Below are 25326 nucleotides of genomic sequence, written 5' to 3' on the forward strand. Positions count from 1 at the left end.
AATTCTAATTTATAATCATTCTAATCTGTTGTTCATTATGATCTCTTTTATGTACGGTGTCAATGCTCGGCAGCGATTATGAAGAAGTCTTCATCAGGAGGGAAAATGGAAGCATGAACGATGCACTCATTGGCAGTTTTATATCAGCCATGTCTACCGGCCTAGGAGCCGTACCGATTCTATTTATGCGCAAAATATCACACCGTCTTCGTGATATCTTGCTGGCCTACGCCGCAGGTATTATGACCTCGGCTTCAGTGTATAACCTCATTCCGGAAGCACTTGGCCAATCAAATCTTTTTGTACTCGCATTTGGTATTTTGCTTGGTAGCCTGGTTCTACTGGTGCTGGAGATGAAGATTCCACACGTCGATCTGGAGAATCCCGAGAAAATGCCTTTCAAAATCGAAGCCAAAGCTTTCATGATTATTGCAGCCATCACTATGCATAACCTGCCGGAAGGATTATCAGTTGGAGTCAGCTATGCAAGCTCGGATGAGAACCTGGGCAATCTCATTGCCTTCTCCATCGGATTGCAGAATGCGCCGGAAGGATTCCTGGTGGCCCTTTTCTTAGTAAATCAGAACATTGGCCGCTTCAAAGCACTAGGTATTGCCACCCTGACCGGAGCCGTAGAGATTATTACAGCTATGATCGGGTACACATTAAGTAGTCTCGTAGCTGGTCTTGTCCCTTATGGTTTGGCTTTTGCAGCCGGTGCAATGATGTTTATTGTCTATAAGGAACTTATTCCCGAGAGTCACGGCGATGGCAATGCACGTGTAGCGACGATGTCCTTTTTGCTCGGGCTCATCACGATGATTGGTCTGACCGAACTGTTCTAATTACAGAAAGAATACTTACATTACAACCAATAAGGCACCTTATAAGCACAACATAAAGAACCCGAGCGGACAGTCCAAGACTGTCGACCGGGTTCTTTGTTTAGCCACAAATGAAGATTCCATGAAATTAATGGGATTGCCTGTCAGAGGCATTACGCCCTCTTCTCCCATCTCTCTTCAATTCTGATTACCGCAACAGTCTAAGCCCATTTAGAATAACCAGAATTGTACTGCCCTCATGACCTACCACACCCAGAGGCAATGCGACATCTTGGAGAAAGTTACCCGCAATTAAGGCCAGAATAACCATAATGGCAAAACACATATTTTGCTTTACTGTACGCTGTGCTCGCCGAGCCTGCCCAATCACCCACGCGATCTCTTCAATGTTGTCGTTCATCAGCACCGCATCGGCAACCTCCAGTGCAGTGCCGCTCCCCGACAACCCCATCCCCATACCAACCGTTGCCGCAGCGAGTGCCGGCGCATCATTAACTCCATCCCCTACCATCAGCACAGGACCATACTGTTTACGCAGTGCCTGTACCTGCTTCACTTTATCTTCAGGCAACAAGTCTGCATAGACCATGCTTACTCCTGTTTCACGCGCAATAACAGAAGCGGATCTGGCCCGATCACCTGTTAACATCGCAACCTGTACACCCATCGCTTTGAGCCTATTCACTGCTGCTGCTGCCTGAGGACGAACCGTGTCCCGCATCGCGATCAATCCGACTATTTCTCCATCTGCCATAACAACAGATACGGTTTTCCCTTCTGCCTCAAGACGGGAGCATACCTCTCCCCATTCTGAAGATACGTTCACTTGGATAACATCATGTTTACCTAGATCAATGCTGCTGTCTTTCATCTCCTCAGACTTCATTGATTCCATTCCAGTTGTTTTTCCGACTCTCCAGACCACACCATTTACAGTTCCTTCGATACCCCAACCTGTCATAGCCTGTACGTGCTCCGCTTCCTGAAGAGTAATGTTCTCCTTGTTTGCCTGATCTACAATGGCACGAGCCAAGGGATGCATGGAAAGACTTTCAATTGCCGCCACCGCAGATAACAGTTGCGTGCGATCTACGCTCTCAACAGTTAGAATATCGGTGACTTGCGGGGTGCCCATAGTTAATGTACCTGTCTTGTCAAAAGCCACGACCCGTGTCCGAGCCATATTCTCCATATGGGCACCTCCCTTGAAGAGAATGCCACGGCGGGCGCTGCTGGACATCGCGGACAGCATGACAGGCATAATGGAAGACACCAACGCACATGGTGAAGCAACAACCAGAAATACCATTGCTTTGTAAAATGCCTCATTCCATGTCCAGCCGAGCAACAGCGGCGTTCCTGCAATCACAAGCAAGGTTATTCCTACAACAATACGTGCGTAAATCCCTTCAAATCGCTCCATAAAACGCTGGGAATCGGGCACTTCCGCCTGCGCTTCTTCCACCATTTTAATAATTTTGCCGAACAGCGACCCTTCAGCCGATTTTGTGACCTCTACATACAATGCACCCTCCCCGTTTACCGTACCTGCATATACTTCATCCCCTGCAACTTTGTCCACAGGCAGAGATTCTCCAGTGATGGACGACTGATTGATAAAAGAACTCCCCCGGTACACAAGACCATCCGCTGGGATCAATTCTCCCGGTTTGACCAACAGCAGATCGCCCGGCTGCAGATCATCAATAGCCACGATGTTCATCTGTCCGTCCTCAATACGCATTGCAGTCTCTGGCTTGAGCGCCAGCAACGATGAGATATCCTTATGACTTCGTTCTGTCGCATAACTTTCCAACGCACCACTGAGTGCAAAAATAAAGATTAGCATTGCACCTTCATTCCAGTAGCCAATGGCTGCTGCCCCAAGTGAAGCGGCGATCATCAGTAGATTTACATCCAGATCACGGTCCTTGACCAGTGTCTCGATGCCCTCCTTCGCTTTGGTCCAACCGCCAACGGCATATGCAACAATGTAAAGCATGATGGACAATGTACCAAAATACGGTGCAGTTCCCCAGGCAATCAGCATCAACAGCCCACTGCCCAATGCAGATTGCATCTCTTTGTTTTGTAACATGGCTCGAAAATCAGGCTTACGTCCCCGGTTTGGACCTGGTGTTTGGGACGAGAGCTGCTCAGCTTGCTTCTGTCTGTGTACAGGTTGATGTATAGCTTGCATATGAATCACGTTCCTTTCGAATGGTAGGTTTGGGGATGACGAGTCCGCTCAATCCCGCTCCCTAAAATGAAGTTGTATTGAGAATGAGAGCCATTGTTAATGCCCTAAAAATGACACATGCTGCTGCGGGAATCCCGCAGCAGCATGGTTTTGTGAATGATTTTGAAATAATCTCGAATGAGAATGATAATCGTTTTTGCACTTATACAATTGTTTTTACTCAATACAACTTTTAATCAGTATATGCCTGTGATTCGCATTTGTAAATGGGCATTTTTCAACGGCAACTCATAAATGCGTATTCAAAAAGACAAAAAGCCGCTGTCCCGGAGGACAACGGCTTAAACCATCATTTTAATATTCGGTTGACCTGTTTATTTACGCGCCTACACTTGCTCCCTGACTCGCTTTGATGGCTTGCTCCAGATCATAGATAATATCTTGAATGTTCTCTGTACCCACAGAGAGGCGAATGAGCTCCGGGTTAACCCCTGCGGCAGTCTGTTCATCTTCGGTCAACTGCGCATGAGTTGTACTCGCCGGGTGAATGATCAGTGATTTGGAATCGCCCACGTTTGCAAGGTGAGAGAACAGTTTGACACTTTCAATCAATTTGCGACCCGCATCCGCACCACCTTTGATTCCAAAAGTCAGAATGGCACCCTGCCCTCTTGGCAGATACTTCTGTGCAAGCTCGTAAGAGCCGTGGCTCGGCAGACCTGCATAACTTACCCAAGACACATCTTCATGTTTCTCAAGGAATTCCGCAACAGCCAGAGCGTTGCTACTATGACGTTCCACACGCAGGTGCAATGTCTCCAGTCCTTGCAGCAACAACCATGAGTTGAATGGAGAGATCGTTGCACCTAGGTCGCGTAGCAGTTGTACCCGTGCTTTGATAATATAAGCAATCGGTCCAACCGCTTCCGTATATACAACACCGTTATAACTGGAATCTGGCTCCGTCAATCCAGGGAATTTGCCACTTGCTTTCCAGTCAAATTTTCCGCTGTCCACGATCACGCCACCAATGGATGTACCATGACCTCCAATAAATTTCGTCGCAGAGTGAACAACGATATCAGCTCCATGTTCGATTGGACGAAGCAAGTACGGACTTGGGAACGTATTATCCACGATCAAAGGGATGCCATGTTCATGGGCGATGGCTGCCACTGCTTCAATATCCAGTACATTCCCCTTCGGATTACCGATTGTTTCGGCATACAACGCTTTGGTTTTCTCCGTAATCGCCGCACGGAAATTCTCAGGATCACTGGAATCTACAAATTTTACGTCCAGACCCAGTTTCGGCAAAGTAGTCGAGAATAGATTGTACGTCCCCCCATACAAACTCGCCGAAGACACGATCTCATCCCCTGCACCGGCAATATTCAGAAGTGAAAACGTAATAGCTGCCTGACCGGAAGCTGTAGCGAGCGCCCCAGCTCCGCCTTCCAACGCCGCAATCCGTTGCTCAAACACATCGGTTGTTGGATTCATCAAGCGGGTATAGATGTTGCCAAACTCTTTCAAACCAAACAGATTAGCTGCATGCTCGGTGTCCTTGAATCCATAGGATGTCGTCTGATACAAGGGCACAGCTCGTGCGTTGGTGGTTGGATCAATCTCCTGGCCTGCATGAATTGCCAATGTTTCAAATGAAAGCTCACGTTCGTTTGACATAAATCTGAATCCTCCCTTGGTATACGTTCTCTGAGTCCTGATGTCTTCGCATGGTGGCGTATGTTTTCCATATTCTCTCACAAGATGTCGCATTTGAAAAGAATTATTTCCGATTTATCCGATAAGAAATGATTAATATGTATTTAGTCGATTACTGTACCAAAAAAACCTTTGCCCTCGCAAAGGTTTGTCGGCTATTTTGGCTTCGGTATATAATACCCAATCTAGGCTTTTACTTAAACTCGAACTGCACTCCATACTTCACGCAAATGTTTGGCCGCAGGCACCGCTTCTTCCGCAGTTACACCTTCAAGTGAAATATCGATATGTGGCTTATATGTTTTGAGTAATTCAAAAAATAACGGATAATCCAGTATTCCCGCCCCAGGTACAGGATTGAACTTCTCTCCCTGTGCGTCGAAGGCCACATCCTTGGCATGAATCACGATCATGCGCTGATACAGTGACTCCATCACCTCGCGCAAGAAAGCCCCTTGATCTGCTGCGTGCGGGTGTCTGATCAGATTACACGGATCAAACAGCATCCCCAAATTGGAAGAAGGAATCTCTTCAAACAACCGTGTCATATGCTCATGGGTATGAAGGGTGTGGGTGGACACAGGCTCAATCGCCGCATGTACGCCCCACTTCTCGGCTTCCTCAGCCAACTCCTCAACCGTTTCTTTGAGCACGCTCCACGCCTTCTCTTCATATCCATCCGGATGTGTACCCTGATAGGTGTCCAAGCCCCCGGTCTCCGTTGCCACCATGCTGCAACCAAAATCCCGGGCATAACGCAGATGTTCCTTGAATCGATCAATGTCCGCACGTCTTGTTACCGGATCAGGGTCAATCGGATTAATATAACAGCCCAGTACCGCAATCTTCACCCCGCGCTGTGCAAATTGATCTCCAATTTCATTCGCAAGTCCTGGACTTAGTTTGCCATTGGACGAGTCCACATCGGATAATGCTTTGGCAAGCGCCAACTGCACGGAATTGAATCCGTTATCCGCAATCGTCTGCGCAAGCTCTGCTGTAGGCTGTTTGCCAAATGTATGCGCCAGAATACCAAGTTTCATATCACTGCCTCCTTATGCAAGTCCGATCATTAAGCGATTAACGAGCCATCCAGCCGCCATCGACATTCAGTACATGACCATTCAGATAATCCGAAGCTGCGGATGCCAGAAAGACAACCGGGCCTTTCAGATCTTCCGGTGTACCCCAACGTCCAGCAGGAATACGTGCTGTAATATCCCGGTAACGATTCTCGTCTGCACGGATCTGGGTGGTATTATCCGTTTCCATGTAACCCGGTGCGATCCCGTTAATCTGAATACCCTTACCTGCCCATTCATTGGCGAGTGCTTTGGTTAAACCGGCAACACCATGTTTACTGGCTGTATATCCCGGTACATTAATCCCGCCTTGATAGGACAACATGGATGCAATATTAATGATTTTGCCACTTCCGCGTTCAATCATATGTCTGCCGGCCAATTGGCTCAGGAAAAATACCGTGTTCAGGTTCAGGCCGATCACATCGTGCCAGTCCTGCCCTGCATGGTCAACCGCAGGTGTGCGGCGAATGATTCCGGCATTGTTGACCAGAATATCAATTCGGCCCTGGAACGCAAGCGCCTTTTCGAACACAGCCGACAACTCATCTTCACGACTTAAATCCGCTTCAATCACATAAGCTTTGCGCCCAAGTGCTTCGATCGCACTTGCCGTTTCCGCAGGCTTGGAGTAAGAGACCAATACGACATCAGCGCCCGCTTCTGCCAGGCCAATGGCCATCCCTTGTCCTAGTCCTCCCGAGGTACCTGTCACCAGTGCAACTTGTCCGCTTAAATCAAATGGGTTCATGAATGATTCCTCCGCATGGTTTGATGTGCAAACAATAGCTCTTAACGTTTCTTCAATCCCGTGAATGATATATGAGGTTAACTTTGATAATCCACTGTGACACCGCTCTGCTCGTACAAGGCAGCCGTCTCTTCATCCAGACGACCGTCACTAATAATGTAGTCCAGTTCCGAACACTGAGCGAAAGTCCGAAGTGCAAATTGTCCGAATTTATAATGATCCACAACGCCGTATACCTGCTGCGAGGCAGATATCATTGCTTTTTTCAAAGGAACCAGATCTCCCGTGTAGATCGATAAACCAAAGTCCGGATGAAGAGCTGTCGTCGATATAAAGGCTTTGTGAATGTTGAGACCGGATATAAACGCAGCCGTATCATCCCCAACCAGCATATTCCGTACACGAGCCCCGCCAGGCACAACCAGTCGCACCTGCTCCTTTTTGGTTAGCTCCGCAATAATGAACAGATCATTAGTCACTACCGTCAGTGGCTGATTGTCGAGACGTTTGGCCATCTCCAGCGTGGTGCTGCCACCATCGAGAGCAACAATATCTCCAGGTCGAATGTAAGCAAGGGCACGCTCAGCAATTTCCGTCTTCTCCGGATGATGCTTCTCTGTGACTCCACGGCTGTTGAGGATGCCGTACTGGTCATTCTGAGCCAGCATAGCCCCGCCATGGACACGTACGAGCAGTCCCATGCTCTCCAACTTGTCGAGATCCTCTCGCACAGTTTTCCCAGTCACCTGCAGCAGATCACTAAGATCACTGACGGTTACTTCCTGACGCTCCAACAGAGCCTCCATAATTTTTTCATGTCTTTTCAATGGATTCATCATAATCAACTTCCTATACTACCTGAGTTAAATGAATAAGAATAAGTTCAAGTGTCTACTCTGTCAAATTAACTCAGACGTCTGTAATTTATTATTTCAGGTCTTTCATGGCTACGCCGTCCATATCTTCGAACGTCTGATTCTCACCAGCCATTGCCCAACAGAACGTGTAGTTGCTTGTGCCCACACCACTGTGAATGGACCAGCTTGGGGAGATGATCGCCTGACGATCACGTACAACCAGATGACGCGTTTCGTTCGGCTCACCCATCATGTGGAATACAACGCCGTCTTCAGGCAGATTCCAGTACAAGTATACTTCGGAACGGCGATTATGGGTATGTGCCGGCATGGTATTCCACATGTTGCCCTTGTCGAGTTCGGTAATGCCCATCACCAACTGACAGCTTTGAATTCCACCTTCTCCTTGGTGAATATAACGATAGATCGTACGCTCATTGGAAGTTTCGATGCTACCCAAGTGATTCGGTTGAGCTTGCTCTTGTGTTGCTTTTACCGTTGGATAGGTGTGATGTGCCGGTGTGGATACAAAATAGAATTGGGCAGGTTGAGCCTTGTCACTGCTCGTGAACACGACTTCCTTCACACCTCTACCGATGTAGAGACATTCCTTTGCTCCAATCTCATAGCCTTGTCCATCCGCTGTCACTGTTCCATGACCACCTACATTAATGATACCGACTTCACGACGCTCCAAGAAAAAGTTCGTTCCGATATCCTTCAAGTTTACTTCAAGCGCAATATCCTTGCTCTGAGGTACAGCCGTTCCCACAATATAACGATCCACATGAGAATATACGGTTACCAGTTCATCCGTTGCGAATAGTTGCTCCATCAGAAATTCCTCACGCAGGCGAGATGTGTCATACGTTTTCACTTCATTGGGGTGTGCAGCATAGCGATTTTCCATTATTAATCCATTCCCTTCGTCATTTAAATTAGTTGAGATTGATATTATTAATGTTCATATAAGTTCATTTTAGTTCATTATGTATCTTTTGTGTACCTTTATTTTCAAAAAATTCATCTAATTAATTATTAATGATGTTTATTTCTCAATAAAAAACAAAAAGAGATCCCCGCAGTCTGTAATACAGACCGGGAGATCTCTTTGATCACATATTAATGCGCAACAGCGTTGTTAAGCATAATCCAGATCGAACCAATCACGATAGTCATCATGATCAGCAAACCGAAGATAAGAGCCATAACATTCCAGCGTGGTTTCTCCGTTTCACGAATATGCATGAAGAAGAAGAGTTGAACCACAAACTGAAGTGCTGCCGTGCCCAGAACAACAATGAGTGTTCCTGTTCTTTCCATCATATCATTGAGAACCACCACAAGTGGAATGATTGTCAGAACGACGGACAGGATGAAGCCGATGACATAAGACTTCAATGAACCATGTTGCTCATGACCGTGGGAATCATGTGAGTTGTGCTCTGACATCTACATCACCCCCATGAGATAGACGATCGACAGGAGGAAAATCCATACGACGTCCAAGAAGTGCCAGTACAAGCTGATTACGTTGATTTTACCGCGAGTAACATCGGTAATACCACGTTTTTTCAGTTGTAACATAAGTCCAATCATCCAGATCAGACCGAGCGATACGTGAAGTCCGTGAGTTCCCACAAGGGTGAAGAATGCGCCAGAAGCAGCACTCGTTGTAAAGCTAAACCCTTCGTGAATCAACTCAATAAACTCATATACTTCCAGTGCGATAAAGCTTGCACCCAGAACGGCTGTAACCGCCAGCCAACTGATTAATTGTTTTACTTTGCCTTGATTCATCGCCAGTACGGCTAGTCCGCTCGTGAATGAACTTGTGAGCAAGATAAACGTTTCGGCAATAACACCAGGCATTTTGATCAATTCAGACAAAATCGGTCCGCCCGCCGTATTGTCACGCAACACAATGAAGGTTGCGAACAATACGGAGAACAGGATAACGTCGGAAATCAGGAAGAACCAGAATCCGAGAATTTTCATTTCCTGTGGATCATGATGTCCATGGTCGTGACCATGTGCATGATTCTCACCGTGCTTAGCGGCTGCTTGAGCCATCTATACCGACCCCCTTAACGACGCTTCGGTACGCTTAATTTCGTCGACCGGAATATAATAATCCGTATCGTATGAGAATGAACGGGCGATCATACAGATCCCTACGCCAGCGAGTCCGAGAATTGCCATCCACAGCCATCCGAAGACAAAGCCGAAACCGGCGATGAACCAGAAGACAGACATGATGAACGGAATTCCAGAGTTCTTCGGCATATGAATCGGCTCAAGCGGTTGCTCTGGCGGATAGATGCCTTTGGCACGACGTTCTTTCTCTTCCCACCACTCATCAATATCATCTCCGCGCGGTGTAACGGCGAAGTTGTATTCAGGAGCTGGTGAAGGAATTGACCACTCCAGCGTACGGCCATCCCATGGATCGGCAGGAGCTTTGAGTGATTTGTATTTGCGAATACCGTCTGCGATTTGCGCAACTTGGAACAGGAATCCGACACCCATCAGGAATGCCCCGATTGTAGATACGAAGTTCAATTCCCACCAGCCAGTATCCCAGCCGTAAGTGCTCAGACGACGTGTCATACCCATCAAGCCGACAGCGTACTGCGGCATGAAGCAGACATAGAAACCAATATTCCAAGTCCAGAATGCCCATTTGCCCAGTTTCTCTTCGAGTTGGAAACCGAACATTTTAGGCCACCAGTAGTACAGACCTGCGAAGTATCCGAAGACAACGCCACCGATCAATACTTGGTGGAAGTGGGCAATCAGGAAGTAACTGTTGTGGAACTGGAAGTCAGCAGGAGCAACGGATAACAGAACGCCTGTCATACCCCCGACAATAAAGCACGGGATAAAGGCAAGTGTCCACATCATCGGAGTCGCCATGCGAATCCTTCCTCGATACATGGTAAACAGCCAGTTGAATATCTTAACCCCTGTTGGAATAGCAATCAACATCGTAGTTACGGCGAAGAATGCATTCACGTCTGCTCCCGAACCCATCGTGAAGAAGTGATGCGCCCATGTGAAGAAGGACAGGAAGCTGATGATCAACATTGCGAATACCATCGACTTGTAACCAAACAGTTTTTTCCGAGAGAAGGTACTTACAATCTCGGAGAATACACCGAATGCCGGCAAGACGACAATGTATACCTCAGGGTGACCCCACATCCAGATCAAGTTGATATACATCATTGGGTTACCGCCCAAATCAAGTGTGAAGAAATGCGCCCCGGCAAACCTGTCGAGGAATAGCAATGCAAGTGTCACGGTCAAGATTGGGAAAGCGAACAAGATGATAATACAAGTGGAGAATACCGACCATGTGAACATCGGCATTTTCATCCATCTCATGCCTGGCGCACGCATTTTAATGATGGTAACCAGGAAGTTGATACCGGTAGCCAGGGAACCGATACCTGATATCTGTATACCCCATATATAGAAGTTCTGTCCTACCCCTGGACTGTGCGACAGCTCCGATAGAGGCGGATAACTCAGCCATCCTGCATCCGGTGAACCACCGATAACGAAGGACAGGTTAAACAGCATTGCGCCCAAGAAGAACAGCCAGAAGCTGAGTGCATTCAGGAACGGGAACGCAACGTCTCTTGCTCCGATCTGTAGTGGTACGATAACGTTAAATAGACCAAACATAAATGGCATCGCCATGAACAGGATCATGATCGTGCCGTGAGTTGTGAAGACCTGATTATAGTGTTCAGGATTTAGAAATTCATTGTTAGGCATAGCCAGCTGAAGGCGCATCATTAGCGCATCCACACCACCACGGAACAACATGATAATGGAAGCGATGATATACATGATACCGATCTTTTTATGATCGACAGTCGTTAACCAGTTACGCCAGAGCCAGCCCCATTTTTTGAAATAAGTTAGTACCGCTACAATAGTAATCATGGTAATTCCGATAGCTACCATCGCACCATAAATGAGCGGATCACCGGTTACGAAAAACTCCGATGCAAACTCTTTAAGTCCCTCTAACATTGGGGGCCTCCTTTCGAATCTTTAGTTAGCACTCTTGTCCTCGTCTTGATTGGACGTATCAGTTGCTTTTTGAATGGCTCCAGAAGCTTCGTTTGAAGTTCCATGTTTGCTATGAGCACTTTGACCATCTACAACATACTTGGTTACGATATTTTGGAACAATCCTTCTGGGAAGGCAGAATAATAAGCAACATTGCTTGTTCCTGGTTCAGCCAATGCACTGTAACCTTCTGTGGTCAATGGCTGAGAATTCTGTTTCACATCAGCTACCCATTTGTCAAAATCTTCGTCCGATGTAGCATTCACATCAAAACGCATTTCTCCAAAATGCTCACCTGTGAAGTTTGCACCGGAACCCCAGTACTTACCTTCATGATCTGCCTGCAGGTACAAGGTCATCGCCATACCCGACATCGTATAAATTTGTCCTCCAAGTTGCGGAATCCAGAACGAGTTCATTGGTGAATCCGCAGTGAGTTCAAATTTCACGGGCCGATCTGCCGGAATATTCAACGTGTTGACCGTTGCAATCCCTTGCTCAGGATACATAAACAGCCATTTCCAATCCAGTGAAGACACTTGGATGGTAATTGGTGCTTTCTCGTGAGCCAACGGCTTCGAAGGCTCCAGATCATACGTGTAACGAATCGTAACAATGGCAAGTATTCCAATAATAATAATTGGAACGGTCCACCAGATTGCCTCCGCCTTCGTACTATGAGACCAGTTAGGCTCATAAGCAGCTTTGTTATCCGGCTTGTCGCGGTAACGCCATACGATTACGGCAGACAAAATGAGTACTGGCACAATGATGACAGCACACAAAATTGTCGAGATGACAATCAAATCTCTCTGCGAAGCGCCAATTGGTCCCTTCGGATCCAGAACAACGTACTGCCCGCCTGCCAGCATTGGCCAGACAATCAATGCAATTGTAACCAACGTCAGGACAACCGGAATGATAATCCGGGTTAGCGACCTAGGTTTCTTGTTCATTTTGATCCCCTCTCCTTAAATTCGCTCATACTGAAAAATCAGTATACTACTCTCTTCCTACTAAAGATATCAGAAATGAACAACTTTTTTGTTCTTGTTAACAAATTTGTCGATTTTACACCTTAAATGTGTGAATTTTTTCTCACAAATCGCTTGCATGGTTGATATTTGCTTATTGTAATCTTTACACATCAAGTCACAAAATAAAACCCTTTGCAGTCCCGTTGAACAATGTCAACGAATCCGCAAAGGGCTTTATTGACTGGATTCCGGGTACTTATCCAGTCTTATTATGAACGAATAAACGCAGGATTATAATTAATCGGCTCCTTCGTCTTCCCGGCGTGTATGAACAAGGCCAATCGCTTTGGCAATAACGTAAATAAACACACTACCTACAAGGAATCCAATACCGACCATCAAACCAAGATTACGATCGTTAAATTCATTCAGATTGATCAGACACATGATCACTCCCGTAATGAGTGCGACCCATGCCAGAACTGTCATCGTCAAGACGGCGCGCCGCATATTTTTGTCTTTGCGCTCCAATTGGCTAACCATTGCTGTCTTCGATGCCATAGTAAACACTTCCTTTTCCCTTTTTGTAAGTGCTTTCCTTATACCAATATACCACATCAGTATGAATTTTAGTCAACAAATGTTCAAATTTTCTTCGCAATTTGGACACTTTATTTTAATTTTACCCGTTGACAAAACATTATTCATTTCTTCCTTACTTCTTATAACCCAAAAACCGTCTCTTCATAACAGAAAACACACTTGACCTTATGAAACCTTTATGAACTACTCATTTTCATCTGTGAAGAAACAAAAAAAGACGGCGCATTGGGGTACTCCAATGCGACCGTCTTTCTCATTTTTAATTCCTTTAGAAGCTGCCATTGTGTCTATTGGGCATTATGTTCGTTCCGTGTCTCCAACCAATTATTCTTGATGACATTCTGATACCAGTAGTAGCTCTCCTTTGGCGTTCTTACCAATGAACGATAGTCCATATGAACGAGACCGAAGCGCATACGGTAGCCTTCTGCCCATTCGAAATTATCCATCAGTGACCACGCCATGTATCCTTTAAGGTTAATGCCGTCGTTAATGATGCGGTGAATTTGAGCCAAATGCTGTTCATAATAGGCAATCCGGCGATCATCATTAATTTTGCCATTCTCCAGATCATCATTGATACAGGCACCATTCTCCGTGATGTATACATCCACATTGCCATACTTTTGCAAGTAATGCATGAATTCATACAAACCACGGGATTCCACCGGCCAGCCGATATCCGTCTTGGTCAAGCCCATATCGACCTCTTCTGATTGAAGAGCACCTGCATCTGGATTGAAGCGATTGATCCCCATCGTGTAGTAGTTAATGCCCAGCAGGTCGATCGGTTGGGAGATGATCTCCATGTCGCCTTCCTGTATTGGTACGGTAGCACCCGCTTCAGCGAACCAATCCACCATAAACTGCGGATATGAACCTTTGTAGATCGGATCAAGGAACCAATCGGTATTGAGCGCAATCGATCGGTCACACGCAGCTTGATCCTCAGGAGATTTGCTGTATGGCTCAGCCCAGCATACATTCGGAGCAATACCAATCTGTCCGGTTGTCCCCAAGCGACGGAAGGATTGTACGGCTTTACCGTGAGCAACCAGCAGTCCATGAGCAACATTGATTGATGTTTGCAGGTCTCTGTTTCCTGGTGCATGGATACCAAGAAGGTTCGACAGGAACGCGATGCACCATGGTTCATTGAATGTCAGCCAAAAGTTGATCTTGCCCGAGAATTCTTTGAAAATCACTTCGGCATATTTCACAAAAGCGTCTACCGTTCTGCGGTTGCCCCAGCCGCCGTCATCCTCCAGCGTTTGTGGAAGATCCCAGTGATACAGGGTGAGAAACGGCTCAATGCCAGCCTCCAGCAATGCATCCACGAAGCGGTGGTAGAAGTCCAGGCCTTCTTGATTGATCTCCCCATCTCCGTCAGGAATAATACGAGGCCAGGCAATGGAGAATCGGTATGTATTAATTCCGAGTTTCTTCATCAATTCGATATCTTCCTCATACCGGTGGTAGCTGTCACACGCGACATCACCATTGTCTCCGTTATATACTTTGCCAGGCGTGCGTGCAAACGTATCCCAGATGGATACCCCACGTCCACCCTCCTGAGCCGCTCCTTCTATTTGATAGGAAGCCGTTGCTGTCCCCCAGCGAAAATCTTGTGGAAATTTAAAAATCGTCATGGTTTACTCCTCCGTCTCATGATGACACGCGGATCGTCTGTCCTGCGGTCATGGTTAAAATAACTACATAATCGCCCTGAGGCGTAAGCTCTGACTTGGCTTGTTCATGCCCTTCCACGCGCAGCGGATAAGCACTGCGAATGGTCAGCGAATCATTTCGGTCTGCCTGAATGATGGCTGACGCGAGCTTGTTATCGGCCCATGTTATGCCCACCGTGTAACCGCCTCTTGCCCGAAGCCCTTCAACATGGCCTTGAGACCATAGGTCAGGCAGTGCCGGTAGTAGATGTAACTCGTTCAAGTGGCTCTGCAATAACATCTCGGCCATTCCAGCCGTACCTCCAAAGTTTCCATCGATCTGGAACGGTGGATGGTCGTCAAACAGATTCGGATGCGTGGATCGGGCGAGCAGTGTGCGTACAAACTGATGTGCCTGGTTCTTATCCAGCAATCGTGCATACAGATTGATCAACCATGCGCAGCTCCATCCTGTATGCCCGCCACCTTGTGTGATACGACGTTCAAGCGACACCCGTGCTGCTTCCACAAGTTCGGGTGTATGCACGCGATTAATCTGTTCCCCCGGATACAGTCCGTACAGATGGGATACGTGACGATGTCCTGGTTCAGATTCAGGAAAATCCTTAAACCACTCCAACAATTGTCCTTCGCTTCCAATACGGAATGGATAGAGTTTGTCCAGAGCCTCATACCACTCGCTCACCAATGACTCATCTAGATTCAATTGCTTCGCGGCCTCAATGCAGCGGCTGAACAATTCACGAATTAATGTCATATCCATCGTTGAAGCCATGGATATACTGCGTGCCTCTCCGTCTTCTGTAAGGAACTTGTTCTCTGGTGAAGTGGATGGAATCGTGACCAGATAACCGTCAGGTCCTTCCACCAACCAGTCGAGACAGAACAAGGCAGCCTCTTTCATGATGGGATACGCACGCTCCTCAAGAAAACGCTGATCCCCTGTAAATTGGTAATGCTCCCATAGATGCGAGGTCAGCCACACGCCGCCCATTGGCCAGAATGCCCAGCTCGCGTCTCCGCCTGTAGGCGTGGTGGTTCTCCAGATATCCACGTTATGATGCGCAGTCCATCCACGGGCTCCGTAGAGAATCCGTGCTGTTCTGCGCCCTGTATCACTGAGATCTGTCAGCATATCGAACAGCGGCTCATGACATTCACTGAGATTGCAGACTTCTGCCGGCCAGTAATTCATCTCGGTGTTAATATTGATTGTGTAGTCACTGTGCCACGGCGGCTCCACCTGATGATTCCAGATTCCCTGCAGATTGGCAGGCTGGCTTCCCGGGCGTGAACTAGCCATTAACAGATATCTTCCATATTGAAAATAAAGTGCTTCAAGCCCAGAGTCTTGTTCCCCTGCTTGATAGGCTTGTAATCTCTCATCTGTAGGTAATTCGGCGTTAGCCGATACACCTAGATCAATAGAGACTCTGTTAAACAACGCACTATGATCCTGAATATGTCGGTCACGAAGCGCTTCCGCGCCATGTGTAGTCGCTTTGGAGATCAACTCCTTGCATTCCTCTTCCAATACAAGATGATCCTTCACAGGCAACACATCATAACTTTCAAAGGACGTAGCTGCTGCGAGATAAAACACAACCTGATCAGCACCCTGAATATGTAGCTTACCTTCCAGATTGGAGATCTTCACCTGCTCGCCTGATGCCGTAGCTGCTACACGGACAGCATATGCCGTTCCCCGATCCTCCTCATAGATAACGGATTCCGGGTGATCTCTGAAGTAATTGGATTCCACATGACTGGGGCACCGACTAAACATGGTGAGTGCATCTCCCGAAGTCTGAACCTGATAAGGGTGTGGACTGTCTAGAGAAACACTTACATTCACAGCGCCCTTTTGATCGGCAGTCAATATGCAGACCATCAGATCATCCACAGCACTGGAATACACTTCACGCACATATCGAGTTCCTTTCCATGAATACACCGTGGTTGCAATACCTGATTCCAGATCAAGCTCACGCTCATATGCATCATACGAAAGATCATCCAGACCTTCATGGTGCAATAGAAAGTGACCCATCGGCTGGTAGGCCTCTACATCACGACCGAGCATTTCACGGTTTAACAAATCCTCAGCTTCACCATACTGTCCGGACATGATCAACTCACGTGTCTGTTTCAAATACCGTTGGCTACTGTATTGAATCGTATCCCGTGGAAATCCTGACCATAATGTATCTTCATTGAGCTGAATTCGTTCATCTGCTGCCCCGCCGTACACCATGCCTCCAAGACGGCCGTTCCCGATGGGGAGTGCTTCTTCCCAGCGTTTTGCCGGTTGTCGATACCATAGACGATTGATTTTAGTTTGATTATTGTGTTGGGACATGATTAGCTCCTGTTCCTGAATAAGCAGTAAAATTCTCGTTTTCATAAAACGTTTTCGGTAAGTGCTTACAATAAGAGAATTATATGTGATTTCAAAATTTGCGTCAATGCAAATCATCATATCATCCACAAAAAAAAGGCCCCATATAGGGCCTTTTCCTTGTGTAACCATGGATTGCAAACCATCCATATTATTTTACGTCTTTTCCTGTCCACAGGGAGACACGTTCCTTAACCCAAACCGTGAATTGTTTCTCCATTTCAACTGCACCAGCTTTGTCCAAATCAGCCAGTAAAGCATCATAGGTTGCATCAAAGTTGGCTGGTGTAGTCAGAACAGCTTCCGGAATCCGTTTACGGATGATATCCTGCGTTTTCTGGAAAGTTACCTCATAGTCTGTACCGGAAGGTACGGACATATTATAAGCTGCGCCCCAATCCTTAACTGGCAGATCTTCTTCAGCCGGATAGAACTCTTTCCAGGTCGTGATACCGTAAGCTTTCAGTGTTTCTTTCTCGGCAGCTGTGTAACCAGCTACAATCTGCTCTGGGAAGTTCGTTGTGTAATAGTTATCCGTAGAATCTTTTACACCATCACCGTATCTTGCGCTAAATACGTTATACATCCCAATTCCTGTTTCCTTACTGAAATTGGAGTTGTCATTCGTTTTGCGGTCCTGAACGTCATCTGGAATCACGCGTTTACCATCTTCTACGTTGTAATGTTCACCTTCGATACCCCAGTTTCTCAGAACTTGTCCTTCATCGGAAGCAAGCCAATCCATGAATTTGATGATACGCACTGGATCTTTGGCCGAAGTTGTGATCCCGATGCCATAACCGTCAAATCCGGCTGGTTGGAACGTGTGATCCACAATTTCATCGTTAAGTGATACAGAGAAGTGAGCGTATGTGGCATCATCCTTGCCCGATGATTTGAGCGCGTTCTCCGCTTCTTGATAGTTCCACTCTTGGTCAATCAGACCGAGGACACGGCCACTGGCAATTTTGGACTTGTATTGGTCATCCTTTTGAACAAATGCATCTTTGTCCAGTAGGCCTTCATTGTACATTTTATTCAACCAACGGAAGTATTCTCTTTCCTCTGGACGTTTGTAGTGCAGTTTTGCTTCATACGTTTCAGGGTCAATGTAATATTCACCATCATCCGGTGCACCTGTTGCCTGGAAAGCCGGATTCGTTACCGTGATCATGATTTTCCAATCATCTGCATTTAATGTCAAAGGAATAGTTGGTTGACCATCAATCGTTGGATGTTTTTCATAATAGGCTCTGAGTACGTTCTCGTAATCCTCAAGTGTCTTCACTTCAGGGTACCCAAGCTCTTTCAATACTCTTTGCTGAATTTCGAATCCACCTGTAGCGTCAAACGTAACATTATCGACACCCATATTGGTTGGAATCGTATAGATCGCCGGATCTTCGAGACTGTATTTCAAACGGTTCATCTGTTCTCCATAGATTTTTTTCAAATTGGGAGCATGCTCCTCAATCAAATCCGTGAGATCCAGCATCGCGCCTGCATCCACAAGTTTAGATAAGTTACCTTTAGGGTAGATCATATCAGGAAAGTCACCACTGGCAGCCATCAGTGCAATCTTCTGGTTACCACCATCGTTTACATCATATTCAGCTTCAATTGTAACGCCTGTTTTCTCCGTGATCTTTTTACCAACAGCATCTTGCATCTTGTTCCAGGTCGGACTAGCATCCGCTCCGAAGAACGTAACTGTAATTGGTTCGGTACCGCTGGATTCTGTAGTCTCTTTCGTTCCCGAATTCCCACAGCCAGCTGTAACCAACATTGCACTTGCGAGCATCAACATTGCAAACGTCTTGGGTGTATTGCCTTTCATTTTGCCTCTCATTGTCTAGTTCCCCCTATTATTTATGAAGGTTTTATCTGTATAACAGGCTTTTGCCTGAGGATACCACTTTTTTTGAATGCGCTTTCGATACAATCTTTTCTTGCCTACTGCAAAGTTAGCATTGCAATCGATTTAAACGTGAAACAGTTCTGTTAACAAGCATAAAACGTTTTCGTAATAACTATAAAACGCTTACTGAAAGTGCTTACATGATAGATTATACTGCTATCACCACCTTACGTCAACAACAAAAAAAGCCCTTTTTGAAGGGCTTTTTTTGTAATGAAAATCAATGGCTTTTATGCCTTGTTTTCAATTTTATTTCACATCTTTTCCAGTCCACAGGGAGACACGTTCTTTCACCCAAACCGTGTATTGTTTCTCCATTTCTACTGCACCTGCTTTATCAAGTTCAGCCAGGAGACTGTCATACACGCTGTCAAAGTTCTCCGGTTTGGCAAGGATCGCTTCTGGAATCCGTTTACGGATGATATCCTGTGTTTTCTGGAACGTTACGTTGTAGTCTGTGTCAGAAGGTACAGGCATATTATACGCTGCGCCCCAATCTTTCAATTTCAATTCGTCTTCGGATGGATAGAAATCTTTCCATGTTGTGATACCGTATGCTTTCAATGTTTCCTTCTCAGCTGGTGTGTAGCTTGCTTGGATCTGCTCTGGGAAGTTCGTTGTATAGTAGTTGTCTGTAGAATCTTTTACACCATCACCGTATCTTGCGCTGAAGATATTGTACAATCCAACTCCTGTTTCTTTCGTGAAATTGGAGTTGTCATTCGTTTTGCGTTCCTGAACATCGTCAGGAATCACACGTTTGCCATTTTCTACATTGTAGTGTTCACCTTCAATACCCCAGTTTCTCAACACCTGGCCTTCATCGGAAGCGAGCCAATCCATGAATTTGATAATCCGTACCGGATCTTTGGCCGAAGTTGTAATCCCGATGCCATAACCGTCAAATCCTGTTGGCTGGAATGTATGATCCACAATGTCCTTGTTCAGGGACACGGAGAAGTGAGCATATGTGGCTTCGTCCTTGCCTGCTGCTTTGAGAGCGTTCTCAGCTTCGCCATAGTTCCAGTCCTGGTCGATCAGACCAAGTACACGGCCACTGGCGATTTTGGATTTGTATTGATCATCTTTTTGTACAAAAGTATCTTTGTCGAGCAGGCCTTCATTGTACATTTTGTTCAACCAGCGGAAGTATTCTTTCTCCTCTGGACGTTTGTAGTGAAGCATCGCTTCATACGTTTCAGGATTAATGTAATATTCACCATCATCCGGTGCACCTGTTGCCTGGAAAGCCGGGTTCGTTACCGTGATCATGATCTTCCAGTCATCTGCATTCAATGTCAGTGGAATGGTTGGTTGACCATCAATCGTTGGATGCTTTTCATAATACGTTCTAAGAACGTTTTCGTAATCCTCAAGTGTTTTCACTTCGGGGTATCCCAGTTCTTTCAACACTCTTTGCTGAATTTCGAATCCACCACCTGCATCAAAAGCGACGTTATCTACACCCATGTTGGTTGGAATAGCATAGATCGCTTGATCTTCCAGACTGTATTTCAAACGATTCATCTGATCGCCATATATCTTTTTCAGGTTAGGTGCATGTTCCTCAATCAGGTCAGTCAGGTCCAGCATTGCGCCTGCATCCACCAGCTTCGACAGGTTACCTTTAGGAAAGATAATATCAGGGTAATCACCGCTGGCAGCCATCAAAGGAATCTTTTGGTCGCCACCATTGTTCACATCGTATTCTGCTTCAATTGTAACACCTGTTCTTTTGGTAATCTCTTGGCCCACTGCATCTTTCATGTTGTTCCAGCTTGGACTTGCGTCTGCACCAAAGAATGTAAAGGTTACCGGGGTGGTCGTATCTCCAGAATCAACCGGCTTTTCTGAAGCGTTAGTTCCTCCTCCACTGCCACTGCATCCTGCGGTAATTGCAAGTGCACTGGCTAACAGAAGCATTGCGAATGTTTTTGGTGTTTTGCCCTTCATGTGTAATCCCCCTTATGGATATAATGAAGCTGTATATTTGTATAACAGGCTGACCTGCACATACCGTGACCAGATGAAGATATTGTAATTTTCTTGTTTCTCTAACATTAAAAGCGCTTTCTCTAAAAAAGGGAATGGATCTTCCCACACCTTAATTTACTCGTCACCCTCTGGAATTCCCCTTGAATACATAGGAATGATGTATGTTGTTTTTCGCTGAGTACGAGGCAATGTAAGTGCTTTCATAATTGAATAATAATCGCTCCCAGACCCCTTGTCAATAGTGAATACGTAAAATATAAAACGTTTTTTAGAAAACGTTTTAGGTATAAAAAAGAACCCGGTTATCCGGGTTCTTTCTCGGTTTGAATCCGTTCAATCGATAGCTTATTTAGCTTCTTCGCCGCTCCACAATTGAACACGGTTTTGGACAAGCTCAGTGTATTGTTTCTCCATGTCCTCTGCTCCTGCATTGTTCACTTCATCAATCATGCCGTCATAGATGGCATCGAACTGCTCAGGAGTACTCAGAATGGCTTCTGGGATACGTTTACGAATGATATCCTGTGTCTTCTTGAAGATGACATTGTAGTTAGAGTCACCAGGTGTTGGCAGATTGTATGCTGCTCCCCATGGTTTGATTGGGAACTCGTCTTCACTCGGGAACAGATCTTTCCACGTCGTAGCACCGTAAGCTTTGAGAGTTTCTTTCTCTGCATCGGAATATGCTGCCACGATCTGTTCAGGGAAATTCGTAGTGTAGTAGTTACCCGTTGAATCCTTCACACCGTCTCCATAGTGACCAGACATATTGGTGTACAGTCCAATACCTGTTTCTTTCTGGAATACGGCTGCATTATTGGTTTTCTGATCCTGAATGTCGGCAGGAATGACACGTTTGCCGTCCTTCACTTCATACTGTTTGCCCTCAATTCCCCAGTTCATCAGCACTTGACCTTCTTCAGAAGCCAAGTAATCGAAGAATTTGATCGTACGAACCGGGTCAGGATTCGATGTTGTAATCCCTACACCCCAACCGGATACAAAACCAGGGTCTTGGTAGGCATGATCCTTGATATCCTCGGACAGGGTTACCGGGAAGTGTGAATAAGTTGCTTCTTCCTTGCCCGCAGATTTCAGTGCATTTTCTGCATCAGAATAACCCCAATCCTGGTCAATGACACCCAGAACACGTCCACTAGCAATTTTGGATTTGTATTGGTCTGTTTTTTGGATGAAGCTATCCTGATCCAGCAATCCAGTGTTATACATATGGTTCAACCAGCGGAAGTACTCTTTTTCCTCTGGACGTTTGTAATGCAGACTTGCTTCATACGTCTCTGGATCGATATAGTATTCACCGTCATCCGGAGCACCTGTTGCCTGGAAGGCAGGGTTCGTTACGGTAATCATGATTCTCCAATCATCCGCGTCCAGTGTTAACGGGATTGTTGGCTGACCATCAATCGTTGGGTGTTTCTCTTTATACGCCTTCAATACATTCTCGTAATCCTGAAGTGTGCGCACTTCCGGGTATCCGAGTTCTTTCAGTACACGGTGCTGAATCCCAAATCCACCACCTGCATCAAAGTACTTCTGGTCTACCGCATAATACGTCGGCAGCACATAAATAGCCTGATCCTCATTACTGTATTTCAACCGGTCCATGTAATTACCATACAGCTTCTTCAGATTGGGAGCATATTGGTCGATCAGATCTGTCAGATCGAGCATTGCTCCGGCATCCACCAGTTTGCTGAGTTCTCCTTTGGGTGAGACGATATCCGGATAGTCTCCGCTCGCCGCCATTAAGGATATTTTATCTTGACCACCACTAACGGCAAATTCACCGTTAAGGGTTATCCCTGTTTTTTCTGTAAGGACTTTACCCACATCATCCTTCATGCCATTCCAGTTCGGACTGGGGTCAACGCTGAAGAAATCAAAAGTAAGTGGAGTTGTCTCTGCGCTTGTATCTTTGAACGACGTATCACCGCCGCTTCCTCCACCGCAACCTGCGAGTAAAGACATTGCAAGCACTGGTGCCAGTGCAATCTTCATTTTGGAACTTGCCATTATGGTAATCCTCCCTGTTTCATATGTCTGTTTGTCCGGGACTTTTTTGTCCCTGTCTATAGCTTCATGAATACCACACCGCAGCCCTATACGGTGAAGCGCAGACCAAATGGCTGCGCTTCGGGTATCCTGATGCTTCATTTGTAGATGTACGGCCGCTCTATTTGGCAGCCTGTACCCAATTGTTTAACCTTTTACTGCGCCCAGTGTCATACCGCCAACAAAGTACTTCTGAAGGAATGGATATACAATGAGGATTGGAACCGTTACAACGATTGTAATCGCCATTTTGATTGATTCCGGTGAAATCTGTGTCATTTGCTGCGCCATATCATTGGCATTTCGTCCAGCACCTGAGCCTTGCTGCGTACTTTGCAATACTTTCATCAGCTCATATTGGAGCGTGGTCAGATGTGCCTTTGAACCATTATACAGGTACGTATCGAACCACGCATTCCATTGACCCACAGCCAGGAACAATGCGATGGTAGCAAGCACTGGTTTACACAGTGGCAAGATGATTCTGTAATAGATTGTAAAGTCATTCGCTCCGTCCAGCTTCGCGGATTCCTGCAATGAGTATGGCAGGCCATCAATGAATGAACGGATGATGAACACGTTAAATGCACTGATCATGCCAGGCAATACATATACCCAGAATGTACCGATCAGGTTCAAGTCACGCATCAGAATGTACACCGGAATCAGACCACCGGAGAAATACATCGTGAGCGCGAGCGTTGTGGAAACAAATTTTCTAAGTCCAAAATCAGGTCTGCTCAGTGTAAAGGCGATCATGGATGAACTGATCAATCCGAGCACAGTACCTACAAGTGTACGCAGAATGGAGATCTGCAGACCTTGTAGCAATCCATCATATTGAAAAATCGTTTTGTAGTTCTGTAATGTGAATTCGCGAGGCCACAAGTAAATTCCGCCACGTACTGTATCTGTCGAGTTATTGAGTGAGATGGCTAGTACGTTAAGGAATGGATAAAGTGTTACAACCAGCACCATGGTCATCGCGAGGATGTTGAATATATCGAACAGTTTATCGCCCCGAGTAGCATTGAATGCTTTGTTCGCCATAATGTCGTCCCCTCCCTACATGATGCTTTCTTTAGTGAATTTTTTGAACAAGCCGTTCGCAGTAAACAAAAGGATGATACTGACAACGGAGTTGAATATACCTATGGCTGTACCATATGAGAATCGTCCCATATTCAAACCATAATTGAGCGCGTATAGATCAAGTACTTCCGAGTAGTCTGTGACCAGACTGTTGCCAAGCAAGAACTGCTTCTCGAAACCGATACTGATAAGATGTCCAATTGACATGATGAAAAGTACGGAAATCGTGGTCCGTATGCCAGGCAGCGTGATGTGCCACATTTGTCTCCAGCGGTTGGCTCCATCTACACGGGAAGCTTCATACAGCTCATTGTCGATACCTGTAATCGCCGCCAGATAGATGATGGCATTCCAACCGGTTTCCTTCCACATATCTGAAGCGGTTACAATGTACCAGAACAAGTTCCCCTTGGCCATGAATTGGATCGGCTGATCAATAATGTTCAGTCCTACCAATAGATCATTGATAATCCCGCCATCGGTGGAGAGCATCTTGGTGATAATACCTGCCACAACGACCCAGGATACAAAGTGAGGCAGATATGATACCGTTTGCACGGCACGTTTGAAGAACATGCCTCTCATTTCATTCAGGAGTATGGCGAAGAATATCGGCACAATAAAACCGACAACCAGTCCCATTAAGCTCATTGCAAGCGTATTTCGAAGTACCAGATAGAAACGATCATCACTGAACAGCTCTACAAAGTGTTTAAAACCAACCCACTCTTGATCACCAAATGATCTGGCAGGTTTATAATTTTGGAAAGCCATCGTCCATCCCCATAGTGGCAGATAGTTAAATACGAAAACCCAAGCTACGAATGGCAATGACATGAGATAGAGATATTTCTGCTGTTTCATTCTGTCCCAAATTCCGTTCCGCCGATTCTTTAAAGGCGGTTTGGGGTCACTGCTTCTGTTCGCGGAAGCGGATTTTTTTGTTAGCGTTTCCATCTCCGTTCCCCCTCCTCTGTTTTATAAAATAATCATACTCGATAGAGCGTTTTCAAAATACCATCTGGATTTTAGAGAAAA

19 protein-coding genes are annotated in these 25326 nt (G+C 46.0%); 1 reads left to right on the top strand and 18 read right to left on the bottom strand.

All coding sequences use genetic code 11. The annotated features are described in order from the left end of the window. Positions 1–113: 113 nt before the first annotated feature. A complete protein-coding gene (locus tag WFI24_RS25000; RefSeq protein ID WP_336764765.1) occupies positions 114–845 on the top strand; it encodes a ZIP family metal transporter in 732 nt (243 codons plus the stop codon). A 187-nt stretch (positions 846–1032) separates the two neighbouring features. Here the strand turns inward: WFI24_RS25000 and WFI24_RS25005 are convergent, their stop codons facing one another. From WFI24_RS25005 to WFI24_RS25090, 18 genes are all read right to left on the bottom strand, one after another. Further along, a complete protein-coding gene (locus tag WFI24_RS25005; RefSeq protein ID WP_336764766.1) occupies positions 1033–3045 on the bottom strand; it encodes a heavy metal translocating P-type ATPase in 2013 nt (670 codons plus the stop codon). A gap of 378 nt (positions 3046–3423) precedes the next feature. Then, entirely contained in the window at positions 3424–4731 is a 1308-nt protein-coding gene (locus tag WFI24_RS25010; RefSeq protein ID WP_036606925.1) for a homocysteine synthase, read from the bottom strand. 236 nt (positions 4732–4967) lie between these two features. After that, entirely contained in the window at positions 4968–5813 is an 846-nt protein-coding gene (locus WFI24_RS25015) for a sugar phosphate isomerase/epimerase family protein (RefSeq protein ID WP_336764767.1), read from the bottom strand. A gap of 37 nt (positions 5814–5850) precedes the next feature. Continuing rightward, a complete protein-coding gene (kduD, locus tag WFI24_RS25020; protein WP_336764768.1) occupies positions 5851–6603 on the bottom strand; it encodes a 2-dehydro-3-deoxy-D-gluconate 5-dehydrogenase KduD in 753 nt (250 codons plus the stop codon). Positions 6604–6680: 77 nt separating this feature from the next. Beyond that, complete coding sequence (locus tag WFI24_RS25025) at positions 6681–7439, bottom strand: DeoR/GlpR family DNA-binding transcription regulator (RefSeq protein ID WP_186327970.1); 759 nt, start codon at positions 7437–7439, stop codon at positions 6681–6683. Between the two features lie 91 nt (positions 7440–7530). Further along, a complete protein-coding gene (gene kduI, locus WFI24_RS25030) occupies positions 7531–8370 on the bottom strand; it encodes a 5-dehydro-4-deoxy-D-glucuronate isomerase (RefSeq protein WP_336764769.1) in 840 nt (279 codons plus the stop codon). Positions 8371–8582: 212 nt separating this feature from the next. Beyond that, positions 8583–8912, bottom strand: coding sequence for a cytochrome o ubiquinol oxidase subunit IV (gene cyoD, locus WFI24_RS25035; RefSeq protein WP_036606914.1), 330 nt, complete (start codon positions 8910–8912; stop codon positions 8583–8585). Next, positions 8913–9533 carry a cytochrome o ubiquinol oxidase subunit III gene (gene cyoC / locus WFI24_RS25040; RefSeq protein ID WP_036606911.1) on the bottom strand — a complete coding sequence of 207 codons (621 nt, stop codon included), beginning with the start codon at positions 9531–9533 and terminating at the stop codon, positions 8913–8915. It abuts the gene before it with no gap. After that, positions 9534–11504 (bottom strand): cbb3-type cytochrome c oxidase subunit I, encoded by a 1971-nt coding sequence (locus tag WFI24_RS25045; protein WP_076212762.1) that lies wholly within the window; start codon positions 11502–11504, stop codon positions 9534–9536. 21 nt (positions 11505–11525) lie between these two features. Continuing rightward, a complete protein-coding gene (gene cyoA / locus WFI24_RS25050; protein WP_336764770.1) occupies positions 11526–12500 on the bottom strand; it encodes a ubiquinol oxidase subunit II in 975 nt (324 codons plus the stop codon). A gap of 318 nt (positions 12501–12818) precedes the next feature. Beyond that, positions 12819–13082 (bottom strand): hypothetical protein, encoded by a 264-nt coding sequence (locus tag WFI24_RS25055; RefSeq protein ID WP_036606904.1) that lies wholly within the window; start codon positions 13080–13082, stop codon positions 12819–12821. A 329-nt stretch (positions 13083–13411) separates the two neighbouring features. Beyond that, positions 13412–14773: a GH1 family beta-glucosidase gene (locus WFI24_RS25060; RefSeq protein WP_336764771.1), complete on the bottom strand. Its 1362-nt coding sequence runs from the start codon at positions 14771–14773 to the stop codon at positions 13412–13414. Between the two features lie 16 nt (positions 14774–14789). After that, positions 14790–17171, bottom strand: coding sequence for a glycoside hydrolase family 95 protein (locus WFI24_RS25065; protein WP_336764772.1), 2382 nt, complete (start codon positions 17169–17171; stop codon positions 14790–14792). Positions 17172–17361: 190 nt separating this feature from the next. Continuing rightward, positions 17362–19059, bottom strand: coding sequence for an ABC transporter substrate-binding protein (locus WFI24_RS25070; RefSeq protein WP_440131313.1), 1698 nt, complete (start codon positions 19057–19059; stop codon positions 17362–17364). A 318-nt stretch (positions 19060–19377) separates the two neighbouring features. Continuing rightward, positions 19378–21081, bottom strand: coding sequence for an ABC transporter substrate-binding protein (locus tag WFI24_RS25075; protein ID WP_336764773.1), 1704 nt, complete (start codon positions 21079–21081; stop codon positions 19378–19380). A gap of 387 nt (positions 21082–21468) precedes the next feature. Beyond that, the gene (locus tag WFI24_RS25080; RefSeq protein ID WP_145325838.1) at positions 21469–23157 is read right to left on the bottom strand and encodes an ABC transporter substrate-binding protein; all 1689 of its coding nucleotides are present in this window, start codon (positions 23155–23157) and stop codon (positions 21469–21471) included. Positions 23158–23343: 186 nt separating this feature from the next. After that, entirely contained in the window at positions 23344–24246 is a 903-nt protein-coding gene (locus WFI24_RS25085; protein ID WP_036606894.1) for a carbohydrate ABC transporter permease, read from the bottom strand. Between the two features lie 15 nt (positions 24247–24261). Continuing rightward, positions 24262–25245: an ABC transporter permease gene (locus tag WFI24_RS25090; protein ID WP_036606891.1), complete on the bottom strand. Its 984-nt coding sequence runs from the start codon at positions 25243–25245 to the stop codon at positions 24262–24264. Positions 25246–25326: the final 81 nt, after the last annotated feature.

This window comes from Paenibacillus sp. USHLN196, from assembly GCF_037144955.1.
Taxonomy (GTDB): Bacteria; Bacillota; Bacilli; order Paenibacillales; family Paenibacillaceae; genus Paenibacillus; species Paenibacillus xylanexedens_C.

Bases quoted from the DNA above. Each gene is read 5' to 3' on its own strand.
- cyoD (WP_036606914.1), bottom strand. From the start codon at position 8,912: ATGTCAGAGCACAACTCACATGATTCCCACGGTCATGAGCAACATGGT.
- WFI24_RS25090 (WP_036606891.1), bottom strand. From the start codon at position 25,245: ATGGAAACGCTAACAAAAAAATCCGCTTCCGCGAACAGAAGCAGTGAC.
- WFI24_RS25075 (WP_336764773.1), bottom strand. From the start codon at position 21,081: ATGAAGGGCAAAACACCAAAAACATTCGCAATGCTTCTGTTAGCCAGT.
- kduD (WP_336764768.1), bottom strand. From the start codon at position 6,603: ATGAACCCATTTGATTTAAGCGGACAAGTTGCACTGGTGACAGGTACC.
- WFI24_RS25065 (WP_336764772.1), bottom strand. From the start codon at position 17,171: ATGTCCCAACACAATAATCAAACTAAAATCAATCGTCTATGGTATCGA.
- cyoC (WP_036606911.1), bottom strand. From the start codon at position 9,533: ATGGCTCAAGCAGCCGCTAAGCACGGTGAGAATCATGCACATGGTCAC.
- WFI24_RS25000 (WP_336764765.1), top strand. From the start codon at position 114: ATGAACGATGCACTCATTGGCAGTTTTATATCAGCCATGTCTACCGGC.
- WFI24_RS25015 (WP_336764767.1), bottom strand. From the start codon at position 5,813: ATGAAACTTGGTATTCTGGCGCATACATTTGGCAAACAGCCTACAGCA.
- WFI24_RS25005 (WP_336764766.1), bottom strand. From the start codon at position 3,045: ATGCAAGCTATACATCAACCTGTACACAGACAGAAGCAAGCTGAGCAG.
- WFI24_RS25070 (WP_440131313.1), bottom strand. From the start codon at position 19,059: ATGAGAGGCAAAATGAAAGGCAATACACCCAAGACGTTTGCAATGTTG.
- WFI24_RS25085 (WP_036606894.1), bottom strand. From the start codon at position 24,246: ATGGCGAACAAAGCATTCAATGCTACTCGGGGCGATAAACTGTTCGAT.
- kduI (WP_336764769.1), bottom strand. From the start codon at position 8,370: ATGGAAAATCGCTATGCTGCACACCCCAATGAAGTGAAAACGTATGAC.
- WFI24_RS25060 (WP_336764771.1), bottom strand. From the start codon at position 14,773: ATGACGATTTTTAAATTTCCACAAGATTTTCGCTGGGGGACAGCAACG.
- WFI24_RS25045 (WP_076212762.1), bottom strand. From the start codon at position 11,504: ATGTTAGAGGGACTTAAAGAGTTTGCATCGGAGTTTTTCGTAACCGGT.
- WFI24_RS25010 (WP_036606925.1), bottom strand. From the start codon at position 4,731: ATGTCAAACGAACGTGAGCTTTCATTTGAAACATTGGCAATTCATGCA.
- WFI24_RS25080 (WP_145325838.1), bottom strand. From the start codon at position 23,157: ATGGCAAGTTCCAAAATGAAGATTGCACTGGCACCAGTGCTTGCAATG.
- WFI24_RS25055 (WP_036606904.1), bottom strand. From the start codon at position 13,082: ATGGCATCGAAGACAGCAATGGTTAGCCAATTGGAGCGCAAAGACAAA.
- cyoA (WP_336764770.1), bottom strand. From the start codon at position 12,500: ATGAACAAGAAACCTAGGTCGCTAACCCGGATTATCATTCCGGTTGTC.
- WFI24_RS25025 (WP_186327970.1), bottom strand. From the start codon at position 7,439: ATGAATCCATTGAAAAGACATGAAAAAATTATGGAGGCTCTGTTGGAG.